Source organism: Oceanobacillus sp. CFH 90083 (assembly GCF_009389585.1).
Lineage (GTDB): Bacteria > Bacillota > Bacilli > Bacillales > Amphibacillaceae > Oceanobacillus.
Genome location: NZ_VIYG01000007.1, coordinates 42254 through 61108 on the forward strand (window position 1 = coordinate 42254; position 18855 = coordinate 61108).

General features: G+C 41.0%; 16 protein-coding genes. All 16 read right to left on the reverse strand.

Going from position 1 to position 18855, the window contains the following annotated elements:
* Positions 1 to 66: 66 nt before the first annotated feature.
* Entirely contained in the window at positions 67 to 1068 is a 1002-nt protein-coding gene (mreB, locus tag FLK20_RS12090) for a rod shape-determining protein (protein WP_152656836.1), read from the reverse strand.
* Positions 1069 to 1370: 302 nt separating this feature from the next.
* Positions 1371 to 2939, reverse strand: coding sequence for a hydantoinase/oxoprolinase N-terminal domain-containing protein (locus tag FLK20_RS12095; protein ID WP_152656837.1), 1569 nt, complete (start codon positions 2937 to 2939; stop codon positions 1371 to 1373).
* Positions 2939 to 4033 (reverse strand): S-methyl thiohydantoin desulfurase family protein, encoded by a 1095-nt coding sequence (locus tag FLK20_RS12100; protein ID WP_152656838.1) that lies wholly within the window; start codon positions 4031 to 4033, stop codon positions 2939 to 2941. Before FLK20_RS12100 ends, FLK20_RS12095 begins: the two co-directional genes overlap by 1 nt.
* Positions 4034 to 4079: 46 nt before the next feature.
* Complete coding sequence (locus FLK20_RS12105; RefSeq protein WP_152656839.1) at positions 4080 to 5366, reverse strand: purine-cytosine permease family protein; 1287 nt, start codon at positions 5364 to 5366, stop codon at positions 4080 to 4082.
* A gap of 133 nt (positions 5367 to 5499) precedes the next feature.
* Positions 5500 to 6087: a TetR/AcrR family transcriptional regulator gene (locus FLK20_RS12110; RefSeq protein WP_152656840.1), complete on the reverse strand. Its 588-nt coding sequence runs from the start codon at positions 6085 to 6087 to the stop codon at positions 5500 to 5502.
* A gap of 233 nt (positions 6088 to 6320) precedes the next feature.
* On the reverse strand, positions 6321 to 6641 hold the full coding sequence (gene spoIIID / locus FLK20_RS12115; RefSeq protein ID WP_152656841.1) for a sporulation transcriptional regulator SpoIIID: 321 nt from the start codon (positions 6639 to 6641) through the stop codon (positions 6321 to 6323).
* A 586-nt stretch (positions 6642 to 7227) separates the two neighbouring features.
* Positions 7228 to 8091 carry a stage II sporulation protein SpoIIQ gene (gene spoIIQ / locus FLK20_RS12120; RefSeq protein ID WP_152656842.1) on the reverse strand — a complete coding sequence of 288 codons (864 nt, stop codon included), beginning with the start codon at positions 8089 to 8091 and terminating at the stop codon, positions 7228 to 7230.
* Positions 8092 to 8397: 306 nt separating this feature from the next.
* Positions 8398 to 9603 (reverse strand): stage II sporulation protein D, encoded by a 1206-nt coding sequence (gene spoIID / locus FLK20_RS12125; RefSeq protein WP_227995023.1) that lies wholly within the window; start codon positions 9601 to 9603, stop codon positions 8398 to 8400.
* A gap of 409 nt (positions 9604 to 10012) precedes the next feature.
* The gene (locus tag FLK20_RS12130) at positions 10013 to 11044 is read right to left on the reverse strand and encodes an ABC transporter ATP-binding protein (protein ID WP_152656843.1); all 1032 of its coding nucleotides are present in this window, start codon (positions 11042 to 11044) and stop codon (positions 10013 to 10015) included.
* A 4-nt stretch (positions 11045 to 11048) separates the two neighbouring features.
* Positions 11049 to 11984 carry a C40 family peptidase gene (locus FLK20_RS12135; RefSeq protein ID WP_152656844.1) on the reverse strand — a complete coding sequence of 312 codons (936 nt, stop codon included), beginning with the start codon at positions 11982 to 11984 and terminating at the stop codon, positions 11049 to 11051.
* Position 11985: 1 nt separating this feature from the next.
* Positions 11986 to 13107, reverse strand: coding sequence for a mandelate racemase/muconate lactonizing enzyme family protein (locus tag FLK20_RS12140; RefSeq protein WP_152656845.1), 1122 nt, complete (start codon positions 13105 to 13107; stop codon positions 11986 to 11988).
* Positions 13108 to 13179: 72 nt separating this feature from the next.
* Positions 13180 to 14094 (reverse strand): S66 peptidase family protein, encoded by a 915-nt coding sequence (locus FLK20_RS12145; protein WP_152656846.1) that lies wholly within the window; start codon positions 14092 to 14094, stop codon positions 13180 to 13182.
* Positions 14095 to 14163: 69 nt separating this feature from the next.
* Complete coding sequence (locus FLK20_RS12150) at positions 14164 to 15846, reverse strand: peptide ABC transporter substrate-binding protein (protein ID WP_152656847.1); 1683 nt, start codon at positions 15844 to 15846, stop codon at positions 14164 to 14166.
* A 15-nt stretch (positions 15847 to 15861) separates the two neighbouring features.
* Positions 15862 to 16866: an ABC transporter ATP-binding protein gene (locus FLK20_RS12155; protein ID WP_152656848.1), complete on the reverse strand. Its 1005-nt coding sequence runs from the start codon at positions 16864 to 16866 to the stop codon at positions 15862 to 15864.
* A 9-nt stretch (positions 16867 to 16875) separates the two neighbouring features.
* The gene (locus FLK20_RS12160) at positions 16876 to 17832 is read right to left on the reverse strand and encodes an ABC transporter permease (protein ID WP_152656849.1); all 957 of its coding nucleotides are present in this window, start codon (positions 17830 to 17832) and stop codon (positions 16876 to 16878) included.
* A 2-nt stretch (positions 17833 to 17834) separates the two neighbouring features.
* A complete protein-coding gene (locus tag FLK20_RS12165; protein WP_152656850.1) occupies positions 17835 to 18767 on the reverse strand; it encodes an ABC transporter permease in 933 nt (310 codons plus the stop codon).
* Between the last annotated feature and the right edge of the window lie 88 nt (positions 18768 to 18855).

An 18855-nucleotide genomic window follows, 5' to 3' on the forward strand; every position in this document is an offset into this window, starting at 1 on the left:
GAACTACCCAAAGATTAGAGCTGGCAGTATCAAGAAAGGTAGTCATTCTGCCAGCATCCTAATGATTTAGTTTATACTCCGTTTTTCAAGCTTATCAATATTTTCAAGCATGATTCCTGTTCCTTTAGCTACACAATCCATTGGATCTTCCGCAATAAAGATAGGAACCTTTAACTCTTCTGCTAATAATTGATCAATTCCGTGTAACAGTGCACCACCGCCAGTTAGAATAACACCTCTGTCGATAATATCTGCTGACAGCTCTGGGGGGGTGTGCTCAAGAACCTGTTTGGCAGCTTGAACAATAAGTGCCACAGATTCCATTAATGCCTGCTGAATTTCCTCTGATTCAACCGTTATTGTTCTTGGCAACCCGGATACCATATCACGGCCTCTGATATCCATGGACTCTTTACGTGAGCCAGGGAATACCGTAGCTACATTTATTTTAATATTTTCTGCAGTACGTTCCCCGATAAGCAGTTTATATTGTTTTTTAATATATTGAAGAATATCCCAATCAAATTTATCTCCAGCCATTTTTATGGACTGAGAGGTTACTATACCGCCCATTGACAATACAGCTACATCTGTCGTACCGCCACCGATATCAACAACCATATTTCCACTCGGCTGATAAATATCCATTCCGGCACCAACGGCAGCTACTTTCGGCTCTTCTTCTAAGTATACGCGCTTCCCGCCAGATTTTTCTGCTGCTTCTTTAATTGCTTTTTGCTCCACTTTTGTAATGTTTGTCGGGCAACAAATCAGCATTCTTGGCTTCGATAAAACACCTTTAACGTTAATTTTATTTATAAAATATCTTAACATTGCTTCAGTCACATCAAAATCAGCGATAACGCCGTCCTTTAACGGGCGTAATGCCTCTATATTACCCGGTGTACGTCCAACCATACGGCGGGCTTCCTCTCCAACCTCCAGCACACGGTTCGTATTCCGATCCATGGCAACGACAGATGGTTCATTTAAAACTATTCCTTTACCTTTTACATGTATCAATACATTTGCGGTACCAAGATCAATCCCAATATCTCTGGAAAACATGAATCTAAATCCCCCTAGCGTTACTATCTTGCACCGTCCTAAGACAAAATGCTACTAGTATACTATTTTACCACAAAATACGGTAATTAACTGTATGAAAATAAGATTTTTTTATTTTTTAATTAAAAATGATGATAAAATGCAGATGAGATTAGCTGAAATAAAGTGTAAGCTGATTTCTTTTTGGATTGTTCATGTATATGACTGGATGCCAATGATTTTTACCACTTAATATCAATCAAAGAAAAAATCGGGGTAAACCCGCCCCGATTTCTTCTCTGTTTTCCTATTATGTGTATTTCCTACTTTACGTTTCTCTTTAGTTCTCCAGCAGCTTTTACTCTTACTCGTGTTGCATTTCCCGGTAAATAAGCCAGAGGGACATCTTCTACATCGACGATCACAAGACTTTCTGGATCTGCACCTGCATGAACAGCTTCTGATTTCGCCTCTGACTTGGCAGATTCCAGTGCGTTTTCTCTACCTACTTCATCCAGTAAATAAATTCGTTCCACCTGTCCACTGACTTGTGAAATCGCAGAACCAATTGCATTGGCAACACCAGAATGTTCTGGAAGGATAACCTCTGAAGCTCCTTTTAATTCCTTTGGTAACAAAATGCTTCCCCCGCCGACAAGGATAACTGGAATCGGCTCTGCTGTTGTTTTCATTTTATCAACAGCTTCTTCTACAAGCTCGACCATTTTTTCATAGATCTTATTCAGCAGTACTTTATCCAGGTGAGCAACCTTTGACGCATCACCAAGCTCGACCTTACCCAGAGCTACAGCCACATCGGTTGTTGTCAGTGTATCCCCGCCAAAAATCAAGGCTTTTTCAGGTAAACGATAACCAACGCTGTCTGGACCAATGGTGAATTCTCCAGTTTCTTTTACCCGGATTATTGTTCCTCCACCGAGCCCGATTGAAACTAAATCAGGCATCCGAAAATTCGTCCTTGCTCCTCCTATTTCTACTTCTAAAGAAGATTCACGCGGAAAGGAATTAATCAATACACCTACATCTGATGTTGTACCGCCAACATCCACGACAATTGCATCGGATAAGTCTCCTAAATAAGAAGCACCTCGTAATGAATTTGTCGGACCACAAGCAACTGTAAATATCGGATAACGAACTGCGTAATCCACTGACATTAATGTACCGTCATTTTGTCCAAAAAATACTTTTGCATCAATTTTTTCGTTTTTTAATGCATTAATAAATCCATCTGCCGCTGTCTTTGCTACACGAATTACCGAGGCATTGAGAATCGTTGCATTTTCTCTCTCCAATAAACCTACCGAACCTATTTCAGCAGATAAAGAAATCGCAATATCTTTTCCTAATACCTCTTGGAATATTTCTTTTGCTCTCTCCTCGTGATCTGAAGATACAGGTGAGAAGACAGAAGTAATCGCAATGGAGTCTACTTCTCCTTTTATTTCTTCAGCAATTTTATACAAGTGTTTTTCATCTAAATCTACTATTTCTCTGCCATCAAATTCATGCCCTCCACGGACAAGATACACATGTTTTCCAAGTGCTTCACGAAGATCATCCGGTACACCAACAAGCGGTTTTACTGCCAAAGTCGCAGGAGCACCAATTCGAACAGCTGCAACTTTATTTAATCCTTTTCTTTCCACGATAGCATTGGTACAGTGAGTCGTACCAAGCATGGCATAACGGATATCCTCGCGGGAAATGTTCGCTTTTGTAATTATTTCATGCATAGCAGTATAAATTCCTGTTGCCACGTCCTCTGTTGTTGATGATTTTGTTTCAGAAATTACTTTATTATCCCGATCCAGCAAAACTGCATCTGTATGTGTGCCGCCAACATCGATTCCAATACGATACGTACGCATTACTCTGTCTCTCCTTTACGAACTAATTCTTCCACTGGTGTATAATCCACATCATATCCAAAATATTTGGGTCCGACTGTTTCAATTCCTTTTTCTGTTCTCCATTTTTCATGGCATGGTATACCAATAACAATACATCTTGAGCCATAACGAATTCCTTCTGTTGTAATTGGCAGCCCTGTTTCTGCGTCAAGTACTGCAATCAAATCTGGAGTGACACAAAGCAGACGCTTATCCGTTTGCGCAAGCAGGTGTTCATTCTGGAAACGAAGCTGAAGTGTTTCATTCTTATAATCGCCGATACCTTCAAAGGATGCTGTTCCTCTTGCAAAGCCTGTTTCGGTTTTCCGATTAATATCTGTTACTTTTCCATGAAATAATTCAAACCCGCCTACCGTTTTCAATACTTCCTGAATCGCATTGACATTATTATCCTTTGCAAGGCGAATTGTTTTACCGATTTCTTCTTCCAGCTTTAAAATACCGGCAATACCGCTTTCCTTAAGATTTTTCCCTGTCATCGAATACATCGCATTCATGACAGATCCACCCATTTGGATAGCAGATGCACGTGCAATACGCTCTGTCCAAACATTATCAATTGTTGATAAAAGAGCTGTGTTCCCTTTTTCATCACCAATTACTGCTGGTGTCGCTGAAATGCCATCTAAATAAAAAGTTACCATTTGCAGCTCTGGAAATGCTCTTCCCATCCCATCTGCATCGATAACAGGCAGCCCCCTTCTTGCAGCAAGCGCAAATGGAAGCATGGAGTTTACTCCACCGGCTTCAATTGGAAATGTTGCATAAATTTCTTCTCCAAGAAACTCTTCCAGCTTACTGAAAACTTCAATGGCTTCTTCACCGCTGGGAACTTTCTCAAGCATTACAGTAGGTGCTCCCATCATAGACGAAGGAACAACCAAAGCCTCCTCTGGAACTTCATCTATATCCAATAAAGTCACCGGACCATTCTCTTCAATCGCTTGCAGTGCCATCAACTTTCCAATATAAGGGTCACCGCCCCCTCCTGTTCCAAGTAATGCTGCGCCAACAGCAATATCTTCAATTTCCTGTTTACCTATTTTTCTCATTTTTCAAGCCTCCACTTTTTCAAAAAAGATATGTTTTCATTTCTCATTACTTTTTCTTCCGAAAAATTAATGAGCCGACATAGTAGACAATGCCACTAACCAGCAAAGAGTTGATTGAAGGGATACCAATTGTAATCAGATAACCTGCCGCAAATCCTGCCGCCCAAGCAATCAGTGTAACAGGGTGCATTTTTTCAACATGTGCTGGCAAGGTCCCTTCTTTCCTTGTTTGATCCAGACTTTTCCGATGTGTTTTTAAAATAAAATACTCAACAACCATAATCCCCGCAATTGGAGGAACAAGGACACCCAGGAATACAAGAAAATCAACAAAATAATCCAGCATCCCCAAAACGGAAAGCACCGTCCCAATCACACCAATCACTAAAGTAACCTTCCCGCGATTTAACTTTATTTTAAATACAGAATCAAAAATATTTGTAAAACCAAGAGAAGAAGAATAAAGATTCAGATTATTAATTTTAACTGTAGACAAAACAACAACGATTGCTCCAAGCCACCCGGAAGCTTGTACCATGATACTCACAACATCATTTGTTCTGGCAGCCAATGCCATTAATACAGCAATCATATTAATTCCAAGTTCCCCAATTAGAACACCAATCGTAGCCATCCAGAATACATCTCGCCCGCTTTTAGCAAATCGGGTAAAATCGGGCGTAATTACCGCACCAATAATAAACCCTCCTGCAACCATCGTGGCCGCTGCCCCCATTGTCAAAGGGTCTCCAGCCGGAGCAGCAGAAAATAGTCCACTAATGGAATATTCACTAAATACATAATACACCCCGACAGCCATTGCTAATAAAAACAAAGGTACAGTAATGGAAGCCGTGATACTTAATAGTTTAAATCCAAATATCACCAAAACTGTAACACTTAGACCTGTAATCGTTGCAGCAACTGCATGAGGCAGTTTTCCTCCTGTTGCCTGCACCAAGCCATCAGCAAATACAGAGTTTTGAACTCCAAACCAGCCGATACAGGAAATGGCAATCACACCTCCAATAATGCTTGATCCATACCGCCCAAATCCTGTCCATCGCGAAAGTAAGCTGGTTGAAAGACCTTCCCTGGCACCCGCATATCCTAAAAGGAAGCTGATAACTTGTAAAATGACACTTCCAAGCATGGTTGCCCAAAAAGCCTGCCAAAACGTCATCCCATATCCTAAAGAAGCACCTAAAATAAATTGGGAAATTGTTGCTAATGCCCCTACTCTAATAATCGTGATACTCCAAAGAGACTGTCTTGCCGACAATGGCACTCTGGACAATGAGTAGTCATCTCCAATATTAGTTTTATTCCCCATTTTTCATTCCTCCTATGTTTTTTCATGCTGTTCTGTATGGGGAAAGTAGCTTTCAGAAAAGAAATATACTTTTCAAAATATCCCATTGGTTCAGCCAATTTGTTATATTAACTTATTTAAAGAAATTCACTATCTACACATATTTCTGATGTAATTCATCTAGTAATGAATGCATCAATTGACCGGCAAGTATAACCTGCTCCTCAAAGTCCGTCCCATCATATAATTTAATCCCCCAAAAGACACCATTACCAATCAAAACAAATTGCTTGATGATTCGGTTAATTTCTCCTGCCGGCATCTCTGGATAACTATTTACCAGGATCGAATCTAATGATTCAACCAGCCAGTCATTGTATCGCTGCATATGATCATATAAATACTGTGAAATTTTAGGTATCGGAGAAGTAACTAACGAAATATAAGCATCTGTTCCCTGCATATCTCTCCGATGGTGATCTGAAATTCCTTCAAACATAGCAGAAAAAATGTCCTGAACTGGCTCATCTCTTTTCTCATTCAAAATGCTCTTCATTTTATTAAAATGATTGTCCAAAAACTGCTTAAATGCCACCGTAAATAAATCTTCTTTATTCTTATAGAAAAAATAAATGGATGCCGGCTTAATTCCCACCTCTTTAGCTATTTTCCTCATTGTTGCACCATGATACCCATGTAAAGCATACTGTTTCAGCGCTGCATCAATTAATTTTTTTTGCAATTCATCACCACCTAACGATTGTTAGATCATTATATTACCTAACAATCGTTCAGTCAATAAATTATTTGATAATTTCATCTAGATAAAATCTTTACTGAATTCATATTAATGCCAACATCGTTGATTTATTTAGTAATTTTAAAGTGTGGACTGGTTTTTATTGGCAAAAAAAAAAAAAAAAGCAACCCCATTTTCTATTAAAATCGGATTGCTTTCGCATCATATCCTTCCCTTTATGCCTTGGATCTATTCGGAGAAGATAGAAATTTTTGTGTGATTTTTGTTTCCTTTAATGACTCTTCAGGCTCCTTCGTTTTATATTTTTTTCTTGTTGCCTCTCCTCCGCGCAAATGGCGGATTGCCTTGTGATACTCTAATATTTCCTTTACTTCCAATGCCAGTTTGGGATTAATTTCAGGCAGTCTTTCTGTCAAATCTTTATGGACAGTACTTTTTGATACGCCAAATTCCTTTGCAATGGTTCGGACTGTTTTTCTTGTTTCTACAACATGCCTCCCTATTTTAATTGTCCTTTCTTTGATGTAATCATGCACACCGTTCGCCCCCCTAAGTTGTAATTCCGAGGTGTCGTTTGGACAGGGTGTATGTTTTGGGACAGGACTTATAAATAAGCGATCGACTATTTTTTATGTAGTCATTGTTATATAAGTGTGTGTTCAAAAAGGTCCAGCAAGTTTAAGGCAATGTGATTTCGCGGGATGTGACGACTTCTACATTGTCCACACAATGTCGGCTTTCGTAGTAGAAGTTCCTTTTCCCGCCAAGTCATTTTTATTGGACTTTTTGAACATTCTCTATAAAAGTAAAGAGTTCCACTTTAAGATGAAGGATACTTCTTAATCACAGGTCTTTTCACCTCAGACAGTTCGATTGCATGGTTTGTATTATCATCATATTAAAAAAAGTGTTTCTTTATGCTTAAGATTTGTACAAATAATCAAAGGGACAAGATGTATTTTTATAAAGAAAACTTGGCATTCTCCAAGCCTTTCGGCGATTGCCAAGTTGCGCTTATACTTTTTTTCCTTAGATTCTTTATCCTTCTAAAAGTGCAACCAAAAAAATCTGGCAATGTATGATTCATCACCAGATTGTTTGGTTTTCCCAAGCAGGTTTCTATTATTCTTCTGTATCGTCTAACTCAACATCAATGTCTTGATCTATTTCTTCATCTTCACTTGGTACTTCTTCTTGTTCCATATCTTCTGTGTCTTCTGCATCTTCTTCAGGCTCTACAACCTCGTCTGATGAAGTTGGTTCATCACTTACCGCCTCATCCTCAGCCGCACTTTCCTCTACAGAAATGCTGGATACCGGCTGCTCAAAGTAGCTTTCAGGATTTACTTCTTTGCCCTCTTTGCGGATTTCAAAATGCAAGTGTGTTCCATTATCTTTACCAAACAGATTTTTACCTGCTGTTCCCAGCTTATCTCCTTGTGCAACCTGATCACTGACTGTAACAGCTACATCTTCAAGACTAGCATAATACGTTTTCAGGTCTTCACCATGAGACAAAACAACTACGTTGCCCAGTAACGGATCTTCTTTCACTTCTTCTACTGTTCCACTGATGGAAGCCAGGACATCAAATGTTTCTGCATCTGCTGCTGCAATGTCTACTCCTGTACTTTGATAGTAGCGATTGTTGTAAAGTACAAGTGCATTTTCCCTGTCTTCTTGCTCTGCGTTGTAATCAAAAAATTTAGTTACGATTTCTGCTTCATCTGTGTTTTCAAGCGGCATTCCTACCAATTCCTGCTGATCAACTACCGGAACAGCATCTTCATCATTCATTACTGGAAGATAGTGATCCTCTGTATCTCTTTGATCAGCCGGCTCTGAAACATCAGATCCTGCATTTTGATACCAAATGACGGACGCTAATAAAACAGCTGCGATACTTAAATACAATGCTGGGAAAAACCATTTCTTGCGGAAAATTTGGCTCCATTTATTTTTTGGGCCTTTGAATTCCTCTTTCATTTTCATCACCTCTGCAACCATTGTGAGCAGAAAAAGAGAATTATATACATGACTATGAAAAAAATTTTTGATTTTCATAATAAGTAGTTTCTTATAGAAGTTTTGGTAGATCAGATATGAGCTCCATTTATATGTATAAAGATAGAGAAAAGAGCTTTTCAGCGGTCATTGTGAAACTTTGGCCGCACTCGTAATCTATCCCCGAATTATACTGCATTTAGCAGCGTAATTAATCAGATCAATTACTGATTTTGCTGTTGAACCTTTACAATATAACCATTACGTTCCGCATAAAAAACCCCCGTTTCAGTTAGAAACGAGGGTTGGTGCTATGTCGCTTATTTGACTGATTTCCACATCTGTATAGTAGTGGTGAATAATTTCTTCGTAGCTTTTCCCTTCTGCTGCCATGCCATTTGCTCCGTACTGGCTCATGCCAACGCCGTGTCCATACCCCCGGGTCGTAAAAATCAGATGTTTCCCATTCTGTTCAATGGTAAAGTCGCTTGATCTAAGGGCCAATTTATCGCGGAATTCCGGACCAGTAAAAGCATTTCCTGCCACGGTTATTTCTGCTACCCTGCCGCTGTCTGTATGGCTAATTTCCATCGGAATTGCCTTATCATCCTGAAGCGGAATTTCCAGCGCTTCAGAAACTTCTGCTACAGGCATCGTTGTTTGCTCAGAAAATTCTGGTGATGCTTCATCCCATGGGCTCTCTACACTGCGCAAGTAGGCAACCTCCCCTTCCCAATAATCCTCCGAATTTTCTGTATAGCCATTACTTGTTGAGAAGAAGGACGCAGTAATTGGAGCTTGATTGTAAGTAATAATCTGCCCTTCTGTTTCTTTTACCGCTTGATTGATTTTGTTCATTTTTTCTTGATATTCCGTTCCCCACTGTTCCTGAAGTTCTTGTTCACTTTTATATACTTGATGCTGTGTCGTATCGGTTAAATCATAATTATCACTTTTCTCACCATTTAATAAAAAGTTGACTGTAAATGTTCTGGCAGCAACTGCCTGAGCTTTCAATGCCTCTATTTCAAACTCTGCCGGCATCTCTGAGGAAACCACACCAGCTACATATTGCTCTACTGGAACATTTTCCACCTCTTCATTACTCACACGCATGACAGAGACATTGAATGGAGAAGCCCCGACTTCTACCGCTTCATTACCTGCCATCGCCTCTTCTGCCCCGTTTTCCTCTTCCAGATTTTCTGTATCATTTTCTACAATCTCTGCACCAGTTCTAATGTGATTATCTGCCTTAGAAATTTGGACAATAATTGTTGGAACAGCAAGAATAAAAGTGATCATAACCATAAAAACACCGATGACTATCTGCTTCCAAGGAGATGGGCGCTGATGTTTATAATACAGTGATTTTCGATTAGAAAAAGGGACAATTTTCCGCAGTGGCTGGTTCGATAATTTGTTTTTCTGCTTCAACTGCTTCATTCTCTTATGAAATTTTGCGTTGTACGGTTTATACTTTTTGTTCTGCACAGTTCTCCTCCTTTTCTCAAAACTTACAAATTGCTTATCTAGCATGCCTACTATTAAATCTATACATTTCATTGGCAAAATAGACCTTATCTTAAGAAAAAATCGAGGAGCATGTAAAAAACCATAGAAGCTCTCTTTTTCATAGGGGCTTCTATGGTTTTCTGTTTTAAGAAAATGTTCAAAAAATCCACTATTAATAACCAGCGAATTCTTTAGTTAATACGATTTTTCCGACGGAACCCGGGCTGGAATACTCGGTCCATCCAAAAGCGTTACTCACGTATTTAAAAGCATAGGGGAACTTTTGTTAAGACCTTTCGCGTTGTAGACAACACAGAAATCACCACAATACGCGAGAAGCCCGTTTGTAAAAATCATATTGCCCTAAGGCACTTTTTGAGCACGTAATTTACGGCTGTATTTCCTGTTCAAGAACTTCCTTCGTCCGCTGTGGTCCAGTTGTCGGACTGTCTTGATATTTCTTATCATAGAGGTGGCAGGCAACACGGTGTCCAGGTTCGATCTCCTGCCATACAGGCTTCACGTCTTTGCATATTTCCATCGCCATCGGGCATCTTGTTCTGAATACACAGCCGGATGGCGGGTTTATTGGACTTGGTAATTCTCCCTCTAAAATAATCCGCTCTCTTTTTTCCTCTATATCCGGATCCGGAATGGGGATGGCTGATAGAAGCGCTTTTGTATATGGATGCAGCGGGTTTTCATAGAGCGTTTCTCCGTTTGTCTCCTCTACCAGATTTCCTAAATACATCACGCCAATCCGATCTGAAAATTGCTTCACCATCGATAAATCATGCGCAATAAATAAAAATGTCAATCCTTTTTCCTTCTGCAGCCGCTTCATCAGATTCACTACCTGTGCCTGCACGGAAACATCCAACGCAGAAATAGGCTCATCGGCAATGATAAAGTCTGGATTCAGTGCGAGTGCTCTGGCAATTCCGATCCGCTGCCGCTGTCCGCCGCTGAATTCATGCGGATAGCGATTGACATGATCCCGGCTCAGCCCGACCTCTTCCAGGAGCTCATATACACGGTTCATCAGATCTTTTTTCTTTTTAAAAATACCATGGACCTCTAAAGGCTCAGAAATAATTTCTCTGATTGTAGAACGGGGGTTTAAAGAAGCATAAGGATCCTGAAAAATCATCTGCATCTTCCGGTAAAGCGCAAATTGTTCCTTCCCGCTTAATCCATGCACATTTTCGTAATTAAACCAGACATCTCCGCCCGTTTTATCATATAATCCAAGAATCGTGCGGCCAATGGTTGATTTTCCGCAGCCGGATTCTCCAACAAGTCCGTAGGTTTCCCCTTTATAAATATGAAAAGATACATCATTGACTGCTTTTAAAATATCACTTCTTCCGACATCAAAATATTTAATCAGGTTCTTTACTTCCAGTATTTTATCTTCCATTCCCTTACCTCCAATACCTTCTGGCTGCACATAACTCCTTTTCATATTTGGTTGCTTTTAAAGGGGTAATTTCAATTCCTTTTCCCGTTTGCGGCGAATGCAGCATCTCTCCATCTCCTTTATAGATACCAACGTGATGGATATCCCCTTTTCCTTCCTGATAAGCAAAGAAAAGCAAATCTCCCGGCTCTATCGCATCAATGGATACCTCCTTGCCTGCAGCTGCCTGATCTCCTGCATCCCGGGCAATCCAATAACCATTTGCTTTATGCACTGCATATGCCAGACCGGAACAATCATAGCCAAAGGAGCTCATACCGCCCCAAAAATAAGCTAATCCAATAAAGGGGAGCCCGGCATTTACTATATCTGTTCCGCTGCCGGGTGTAAGACCGGTCTCTTTAGCTACGGTGACTGTTTTTTCTTTAACAATTTGCTGCCTTCCTGCTGGTGTCTGCACATATACATGTGTATGACTCTCACCTGAATACGGGAGGATAGTTAAATAACTTAATGGCATGTTTGTTTCTTTTTCCGGAGCTTCCAGCCTGGCATCGTCTGTGATAACGACACTGTATCTATCCTGAAGCCATGCTTCTTTGGTAACCGGTGTTAGTTGTCTGATTGGAATATAGCCCGGATAGCCTCTTGCATCTTTTTTAGACGGCTGAAACGGCGCAATCACATGCGCCCAGCCTTCTTCTTCCCCTAAAACAATAACCGGCTCTCCATATAAGGTTTGCGACTGCACCAGATTTTCATTACACAACGCCAGCCCTTGTTCATATGTTAAGCTGTTCACCCATTTTAAGATATCCGTCGGGTTTGTGATGCCATCCTGATCCTCTGCTCTTGCAGCCTGTGGATTGGTCCAGATGGTTGCCACCTGCACATTCGTAACATAGAACTTCTCCGGCAGCTTCTCAAACATTTCCTGCATTTTACCAGCTCCTGTCCCTTTTGATTACTTCCAGATAAGCTTCCTTCACTGCTTTTATTCCCAGTCCGGGTTGATTTAAAAACGTGATTTGATTCCCATTTCCTTCATAATGAATGCCGCCTTCTAAAATATCATCTGACAACATCAGCGGCGCATCAAAATCAAATCGGGTCACTGCGGGATGACTGGCTGCGAAATGCGCGGCTGCTGTAATCCCCAGCTTTGTCTCTATCATGCTTCCAACCATACAGGAAACACCAAAAATTTGAGAAAGATTTGCGATTTTTATTGCCTGATAAATTCCTCCAGCCTTCATTAATTTAATATTGATTAAATCCGCAGCACCCATTTCTAACATACGTCGTGCATCCTGAGCGGAGAACACTGCCTCATCAGCCATAATCGGTGTTGTTGTGTGATCGGTAATATATTTAAGCCCTTTTAGATCATGTGCTGCAACTGGCTGCTCTACCAATTCAATATTCAATCCCAGATCTTCCATCCTTATAATGGCTTTAACAGCCTCTTTTGCTGTCCAGCCCTGATTGGCATCTAGACGGATGAGAACGTCATCTCCCACAGCCTGACGAACAGCAGAAACGCGTTCAATATCTTTTTCAGCTGCGTCTTTGCCTACTTTTACCTTCAACACACGAAAGCCTTTTTCTTTATATAATTTAGCATCTTTATGCATTTGTTCTATTTCATTTACACTGACTGTATAATCATTTTCAAGCTGAGAGCGATACCCTCCTAAATATTGATACAAGGGCTGATTTGCTGCTTGCGATAAACAATCATATAAAGCCATATCCACTGCGGCCTTGGCACTGGTATTACGGACAATTGCCTTCTCTAACCGGGTAAAAACACTGGCGCTGGAGGTTAAATCTGCACCTGTTAATACTGGACGGATAACTTTATTTATTGCATAGTGAATACTCGCCAGACTATCTCCTGTAATCACATGCGTCGGCGGAGCTTCTCCCCAGCCTATGATGCCATTGTCGCAGGTTATTTTCACAAAAACGCTTTCCGCAATGGTCACCGTACGCAATGCTGTTTTAAAAGGTGTGTGTAAAGGAATCGAGCTATGGTAAAGTTCTAAATCAACTATTTTCATGTTGAACAGCCCTTTCTAAATCGGAATTACAGTCTATGTTCAAAAAGAAATTTTATTGAACATCCTCTTAAATCAGCGGACTCCCGGGGACAACTGAAGTGTCTTCGTCCTGCTGGATAACGTTGCTTTTACTCCTAAAGGAACTGAGAAATGTGGAAAGCAGTGACCGATACGAAAACCGGCAATTACCGGCTTTTTATAATTTCTAAAATAATGCTTCCAAACCTCTTCCAGGCTTAGACTTGGATTTACTTTAGGTTCTGCTTCAGCAAAGTCGCCGATAATAATTCCTGCAGCGTCCTTCAGTTTGCCGGATAAACGCAGCTGATTCATCATTCCATCAACCCGGTAAGGCTCTTCTCCAATATCCTCAATCAATAATAGATTATCCTTTGTACAAATTTCATAGGGAGTTCCAAGAGTTTGCACAAGAAGAGAAAGATTTCCTCCAACGATTTTCCCTTCCGCTTCTCCATGCCGATAAACGGTCAGTGGGGAAATACTTTCAGAATAGACTAGATTTGTCGGCTCCAGCAGCTGCTTAAATAATTGACCGGAAAGCGGGTCAAAATCTGCTTTGGCAATATCCGACGCCGGCATGGGACCATGAAAAGTAACTAAGCCTGTTGCTTGGCGGATAGCTGTATGTAAAAATGTAATATCGCTGTAGCCCCAGATAATTTTAGGATTCCTTTTGATTAATTTCATATCTATTTTATCAACGATGCGTCCTGTTCCATAGCCGCCTCTTGCAAAAATAACTGCTTTTATGCTCCTATCCGCAATCATCTGATGAAAGTCTGACAGCCTATTGGTATCTTTGCCTGCCAGATAGCCATATTGATCATATACATGTTCTCCAAGCTTTATCTGTAAACCAAGATTTTCAAAGAAAGCAAATGATTTTTCTAATTTTTCTTTATCTGTCGGACCTGCTGGAGCAATCATCCCAATGGTATCTCCAGGCTTTAAGCGGTTAGAAAGCATGTATGTGACCTCCTATTTTGGAAATAGAGATAGGCCCATTGGTAGATGAGCCTATCTTGTTCGTCTATCTTACTCTGCCTTATCTGCATACTTCAGATCAAAATAGCCTACTGGATGACGCAGGATTCCCTCTACACCCTCCGCCTCCAAAACTACTACATTGTAGTAACGGATTGGTGTCGCAATCATTTCTTCTGCCAGCATTCTTTCTGCTTCATATAAATATTCATAACGCCGCTCTTCATCTGTTTCACTTTTCCCGTTCTGAATCAGCTCATCGTATTCTTCACTTGAAAAACCAGTCCGGTTCATATAAGAATCTGTGGTGAAGCTTTCTAAAAAGTTGACCGGATCAGCATAATCATTGAGAAATGAGCTTCTGGAGAACTGTAATTCCAGGTTCTGCTGTGCTTCTGCAAACACATTCCACTCTTGATTCTCCAGTGTCACATCTACACCCAGGTTTTCACTTAGCATATCCTGGATGGTTTCTGCTACAGCCTGGTTTGTATCACTCGTATTATAGGATAAAACAATTGGTGGCAGCTCATCATAACCTTCTTCCTGCATTCCTTCTTCTAACAGCTCCTGTGCAAGATCCGGATCAAATGATACTAAATCGCCGTTCTCTTCACGGAAATCTCTTCCATCTGGTGTATTAAATCCTGGCGATACAAAACCATAGGCCGGCTCAACGCCCTGTTTTACTACATAATCTGCAATATCTGCCCGATTAATCGCGTAAGAAATTGCCTGTCTGATTTTCTTATTTTGAAATGGTTCTTCTGTAATATTAAAACGGTAAAATTCTAATCCGCCTGATTCACCAATAAATACATCGTCACCATCAATTAATTCATCTGACATTTCTGGAGGAATACTCGCTGTATCCAGTTCTCCAGTTTGGAACATTTGATATTGCGTATTCGAGTTATTTACCATGGAAAAGTGTACATAATCTAAATTAACTGCATCTGCATCCCAGTATTCTGGATTCTTCGCAAAAATCATTTCACTGTCATGTTCCCAGGACTCCAGCATGAATGGGCCATTTGCTACAAAAGTATCTGCTTCAGCATACCAATCTGGTGTTTCCTCAGCAACCTGATGGTTAATTGGGAAAAATGCCGGATTGGTAAGCAAATCCAAGAAAAATCCTGTCGGCTGTATTAGGACAACTTCCAACGTCTTGTCATCAACAGCTGTTACATTGACATCATCCGCTGATCCTTCTCCGCTGTTATATTCTTCTCCTCCTTCAATATAGTAAGCTAAAAAGGCAGCTGGGGAAGCTGTATCAGGGTCCAGCATGTGTTTCCAGGCAAAGACAAAATCTTCCGCTACTACCGGATCTCCATTGGACCAGTTAGCATCTTCTCGTAAATGGAAAGTATAGGTTAATCCATCCTCAGAAATATCCCAGCTTTCAGCCACACCTTCTGCTGCTTCGGAATTTTCATCTAAACGCGTTAAACCTTCCATCAGGTTATTCAAAGGATCCCAGGATACCTGATCAAATCCAACAGACGGGTCAAAAGATGTCGGTTCCTGACCATTATTAATATATAATGTCTTTCCATCCAAGTCTGGTGTTTCTGCTGCAGCTCCATCATCTTCCTCTCCGCTATTATCCCCTTCTGCTGTGTCTGTATCCTCCGGTGCTTCCCCAGCATCCTCTCCCGCTGTGCATGCAGCGAGAATAAATGCTGTTAACAAAGCCATGAGAATCCATAAAAGCTGTTTCCTACTCATTGTTTTGCCCCCTCTTTAAGTTTGTAAGGTTTTTGCAGCTAACAGCCGCTTCGCCCGCTCATCTTGCAGCCAGCAATCCACATAATGTGTATCGCTGATTTTTTCTGGAGCAGGGTAAACTTTATCACACACCTCCATCGCAAAAGGACACCGTGCAGTAAACGGACATCCTTTTGGAGGTGAGAATAAATCAGGTGGTGTGCCAACAATTGGTTTTAATTCGCCTTTTTCATCTAATCGGGGAACAGAATCGAGCAGCCCCTGTGTGTACGGATGCTTCGATTCATAGAATATTTCCCGTTTACTCCCCGATTCAATAATTTTTCCGGCATACATGACAACAATGCGGTCTGCTATCTTGGCAACGACACCTAAGTCATGAGTAATCAAAATAATCGATACCCCCGTCCGCTTCTGGATCGTTGCAAATAACTCCAGTATTTGTGCTTGAATCGTTACATCAAGTGCCGTTGTCGGCTCATCGGCAATTAATAAATCCGGATCACAAATAAGAGCAATCGCAATCACGATCCGTTGACGCATCCCTCCGCTAAATTGGTGCGGATATTGCTTCAAACGCTCCTCAGGATTTGGAATGCCAACCAGCTCCATCATCTCGATTGCTTTTTCCTTTGCCTGTGCAGCAGTAATTTTTCGATGCTCCTTCAGTCCTTCCACCAGCTGTGTACCAATGGTTAGGGTCGGATTCAACGCTGTCATCGGGTCCTGAAAAATCATCGAAATATCAACACCGCGGATAGACCGCATTTTTTTCTCGGAATAGGCTGCTAAATTCTGTCCTTTAAAAATAATCGAGCCCTGTGTGATTTTCCCCGGAGGACTTGGGATCAGCCGCATAATTGCATTGGAGGTGACACTTTTTCCACAGCCGGATTCCCCGACAATCGCTAAGGTCTCACCTTTATCTAAATGAAAATTTACCCCTCTGACAGCCTGGACTGTTCCGCCATAAGTTGTAAATGTAACATGCAGATCATTTACTTCGAGTATTCTTTCCAAGTTGTCCACCTACTTTCTTAATTTCGGATCAAGCGCATCCTGAAGGCCGTCTCCCAGAACATTAAAGGCAAACATCGTAAAAGAGATAAAAAATGCCGGGAAGAACAGGGTCCACCAGTTTCCGGATAAAATAGCTCCTAATGAGTCATTTGCCATCACTCCCCAGCTGGCAAAAGGAGCCTGGATTCCCAAGCCGATAAAACTCAGGAATGCTTCAGCAAATATGGCAGATGGAATCGTTAATGTCATTTGAACGATAATAGGGCCCATCGTATTCGGGAGAAGGTTTTTCCGGATAATCCGGGACGTTTTGGTACCGAATGATTTCGAGGCGAGGACAAATTCATAGTTCTTAATTTGCAATACCTGTCCCCGCACAATTCGGGCCATTCCTACCCAGCCCGTAATGGTTAAGGCCAGAATAATCGTTCCAAGACTCGGACCGAGCACAACTAAAAGTAAAATAACAACTAATAAGTAAGGCAATCCATATAAAACTTCAATAATACGCATCATCACATTATCCGTACGACCACCCTTATAACCGGAGATTCCTCCCCAGATAATGCCGATGGTTACGTCAATTAAAGCCGCTACCAGCCCGACAAATAAAGAAATACGGGCACCGTACCAGGTACGTGTAAACACATCTCTGCCTGCACTGTCTGTACCGAACCAATGGGCCATCGACGGCGGCTGATATTGATTTGGAAGGTTCTGTCTATTTACTTCATAAGGAGAGATCATCGGACCGATAATCGCCATTATCGTCAATAATACTAAAAAGATCAGCCCGAGCATCGCCATCTTATTTTTTACTAAGCGCCGCCAGGCATCCTGCCAATACGAGAGAGATGGCCGTGATACTTCTTCCATCTTCTCTGTATCCCGTTCTTTCCACGAAAACCATTCATCAGGGATAGTGGAGGGCGTCTTGAAATTCTTGAGTTCTTTCTCTGATTTCATCTTTATTTGCCCCCTTTCTGATGTACTTTAATCCGTGGATCGAGTATACCGTAGACGATATCCACAATAAAAAGCATGATAATTAAGAAGGCGCTGTAGAAAACAGTTGTACCCATAATAACCGGGTAGTCCCGCTGATTGATACTTTCTACAAAGTATCTTCCCATCCCTGGTATTGCAAAAATCTGTTCAATGACAAAGGTTCCTGTTAAAATACCGGCAAAGAGCGTTCCCATAATGGTGACAACAGGCATCAATGCGTTTCTGAGTGCATGCTTGAAAACAACCTTCCATGGAGAGAGTCCCTTTGCTTTCGCCATTTTAATATAATCCTGCGTCAGCACCTCCAGCATCGTGGAGCGGGTCAGCCGGGCAATAATTGCCATCGGCCCTGTCGCCAGCGCAAGTACGGGAAGCACCATATGAGCCGGACTTCGCCAGGTTGCCGTTGGAAATATTTCTAAGTTTACTGCTAACTGCTGAATAAGAATTGTTGCTAAAATAAAGTTGGGTATCGAAATACCTAAAACAGCGATTCCCATTGTTAAATAATCCAGGAAACCATTATGTCTGAGCGCTGCAATAATTCCAACTAACACTCCGGAAACAACGGCTAAAGCAATCGTGATAATTCCCAACTCAAAGGAAATCGGAAACCCTCGTGATAAAAGATCATTTACCGTCTGGTTAGGCTGTTTAATTGAAGGTCCAAATTCGAAGGTAGCGATTGATTTAATATAGAGCAAATATTGTATGTAATAAGGCTGGTCTAAATTATAATGAGCCTCCAGGTTAGCCTGTACTGTCTCATTAGAGGCTTGATCCGTGTTAAAAGGAGAACCGGGTATATTTACCATTAATACGAAGGTAAGCGTAATAATAACCCATAGTGTAATAATCATAATTAATAATCGTTTTAAAATATACTTCAGCATACGTTTCACCCCACTATCTTTCACTTAATAAAAAGAAAATGAATCTGTATAATAAAAGAATGAACCAGCTTGTTATGTTATTAATGAT

Coding starts and splice junctions, on each gene's coding strand:
- FLK20_RS12140 (WP_152656845.1), bottom strand. CDS start 13,107: ATGAAAATAGTTGATTTAGAACTTTACCATAGCTCGATTCCTTTACAC.
- spoIIQ (WP_152656842.1), bottom strand. CDS start 8,091: ATGAAAGAGGAATTCAAAGGCCCAAAAAATAAATGGAGCCAAATTTTC.
- mreB (WP_152656836.1), bottom strand. CDS start 1,068: ATGTTTTCCAGAGATATTGGGATTGATCTTGGTACCGCAAATGTATTG.
- FLK20_RS12145 (WP_152656846.1), bottom strand. CDS start 14,094: ATGCTTTCTAACCGCTTAAAGCCTGGAGATACCATTGGGATGATTGCT.
- FLK20_RS12165 (WP_152656850.1), bottom strand. CDS start 18,767: ATGCTGAAGTATATTTTAAAACGATTATTAATTATGATTATTACACTA.
- FLK20_RS12130 (WP_152656843.1), bottom strand. CDS start 11,044: ATGGAAGATAAAATACTGGAAGTAAAGAACCTGATTAAATATTTTGAT.
- FLK20_RS12095 (WP_152656837.1), bottom strand. CDS start 2,939: ATGCGTACGTATCGTATTGGAATCGATGTTGGCGGCACACATACAGAT.
- FLK20_RS12160 (WP_152656849.1), bottom strand. CDS start 17,832: ATGAAATCAGAGAAAGAACTCAAGAATTTCAAGACGCCCTCCACTATC.
- FLK20_RS12135 (WP_152656844.1), bottom strand. CDS start 11,984: ATGCAGGAAATGTTTGAGAAGCTGCCGGAGAAGTTCTATGTTACGAAT.
- FLK20_RS12150 (WP_152656847.1), bottom strand. CDS start 15,846: ATGAGTAGGAAACAGCTTTTATGGATTCTCATGGCTTTGTTAACAGCA.
- FLK20_RS12105 (WP_152656839.1), bottom strand. CDS start 5,366: ATGGGGAATAAAACTAATATTGGAGATGACTACTCATTGTCCAGAGTG.
- FLK20_RS12100 (WP_152656838.1), bottom strand. CDS start 4,033: ATGAGAAAAATAGGTAAACAGGAAATTGAAGATATTGCTGTTGGCGCA.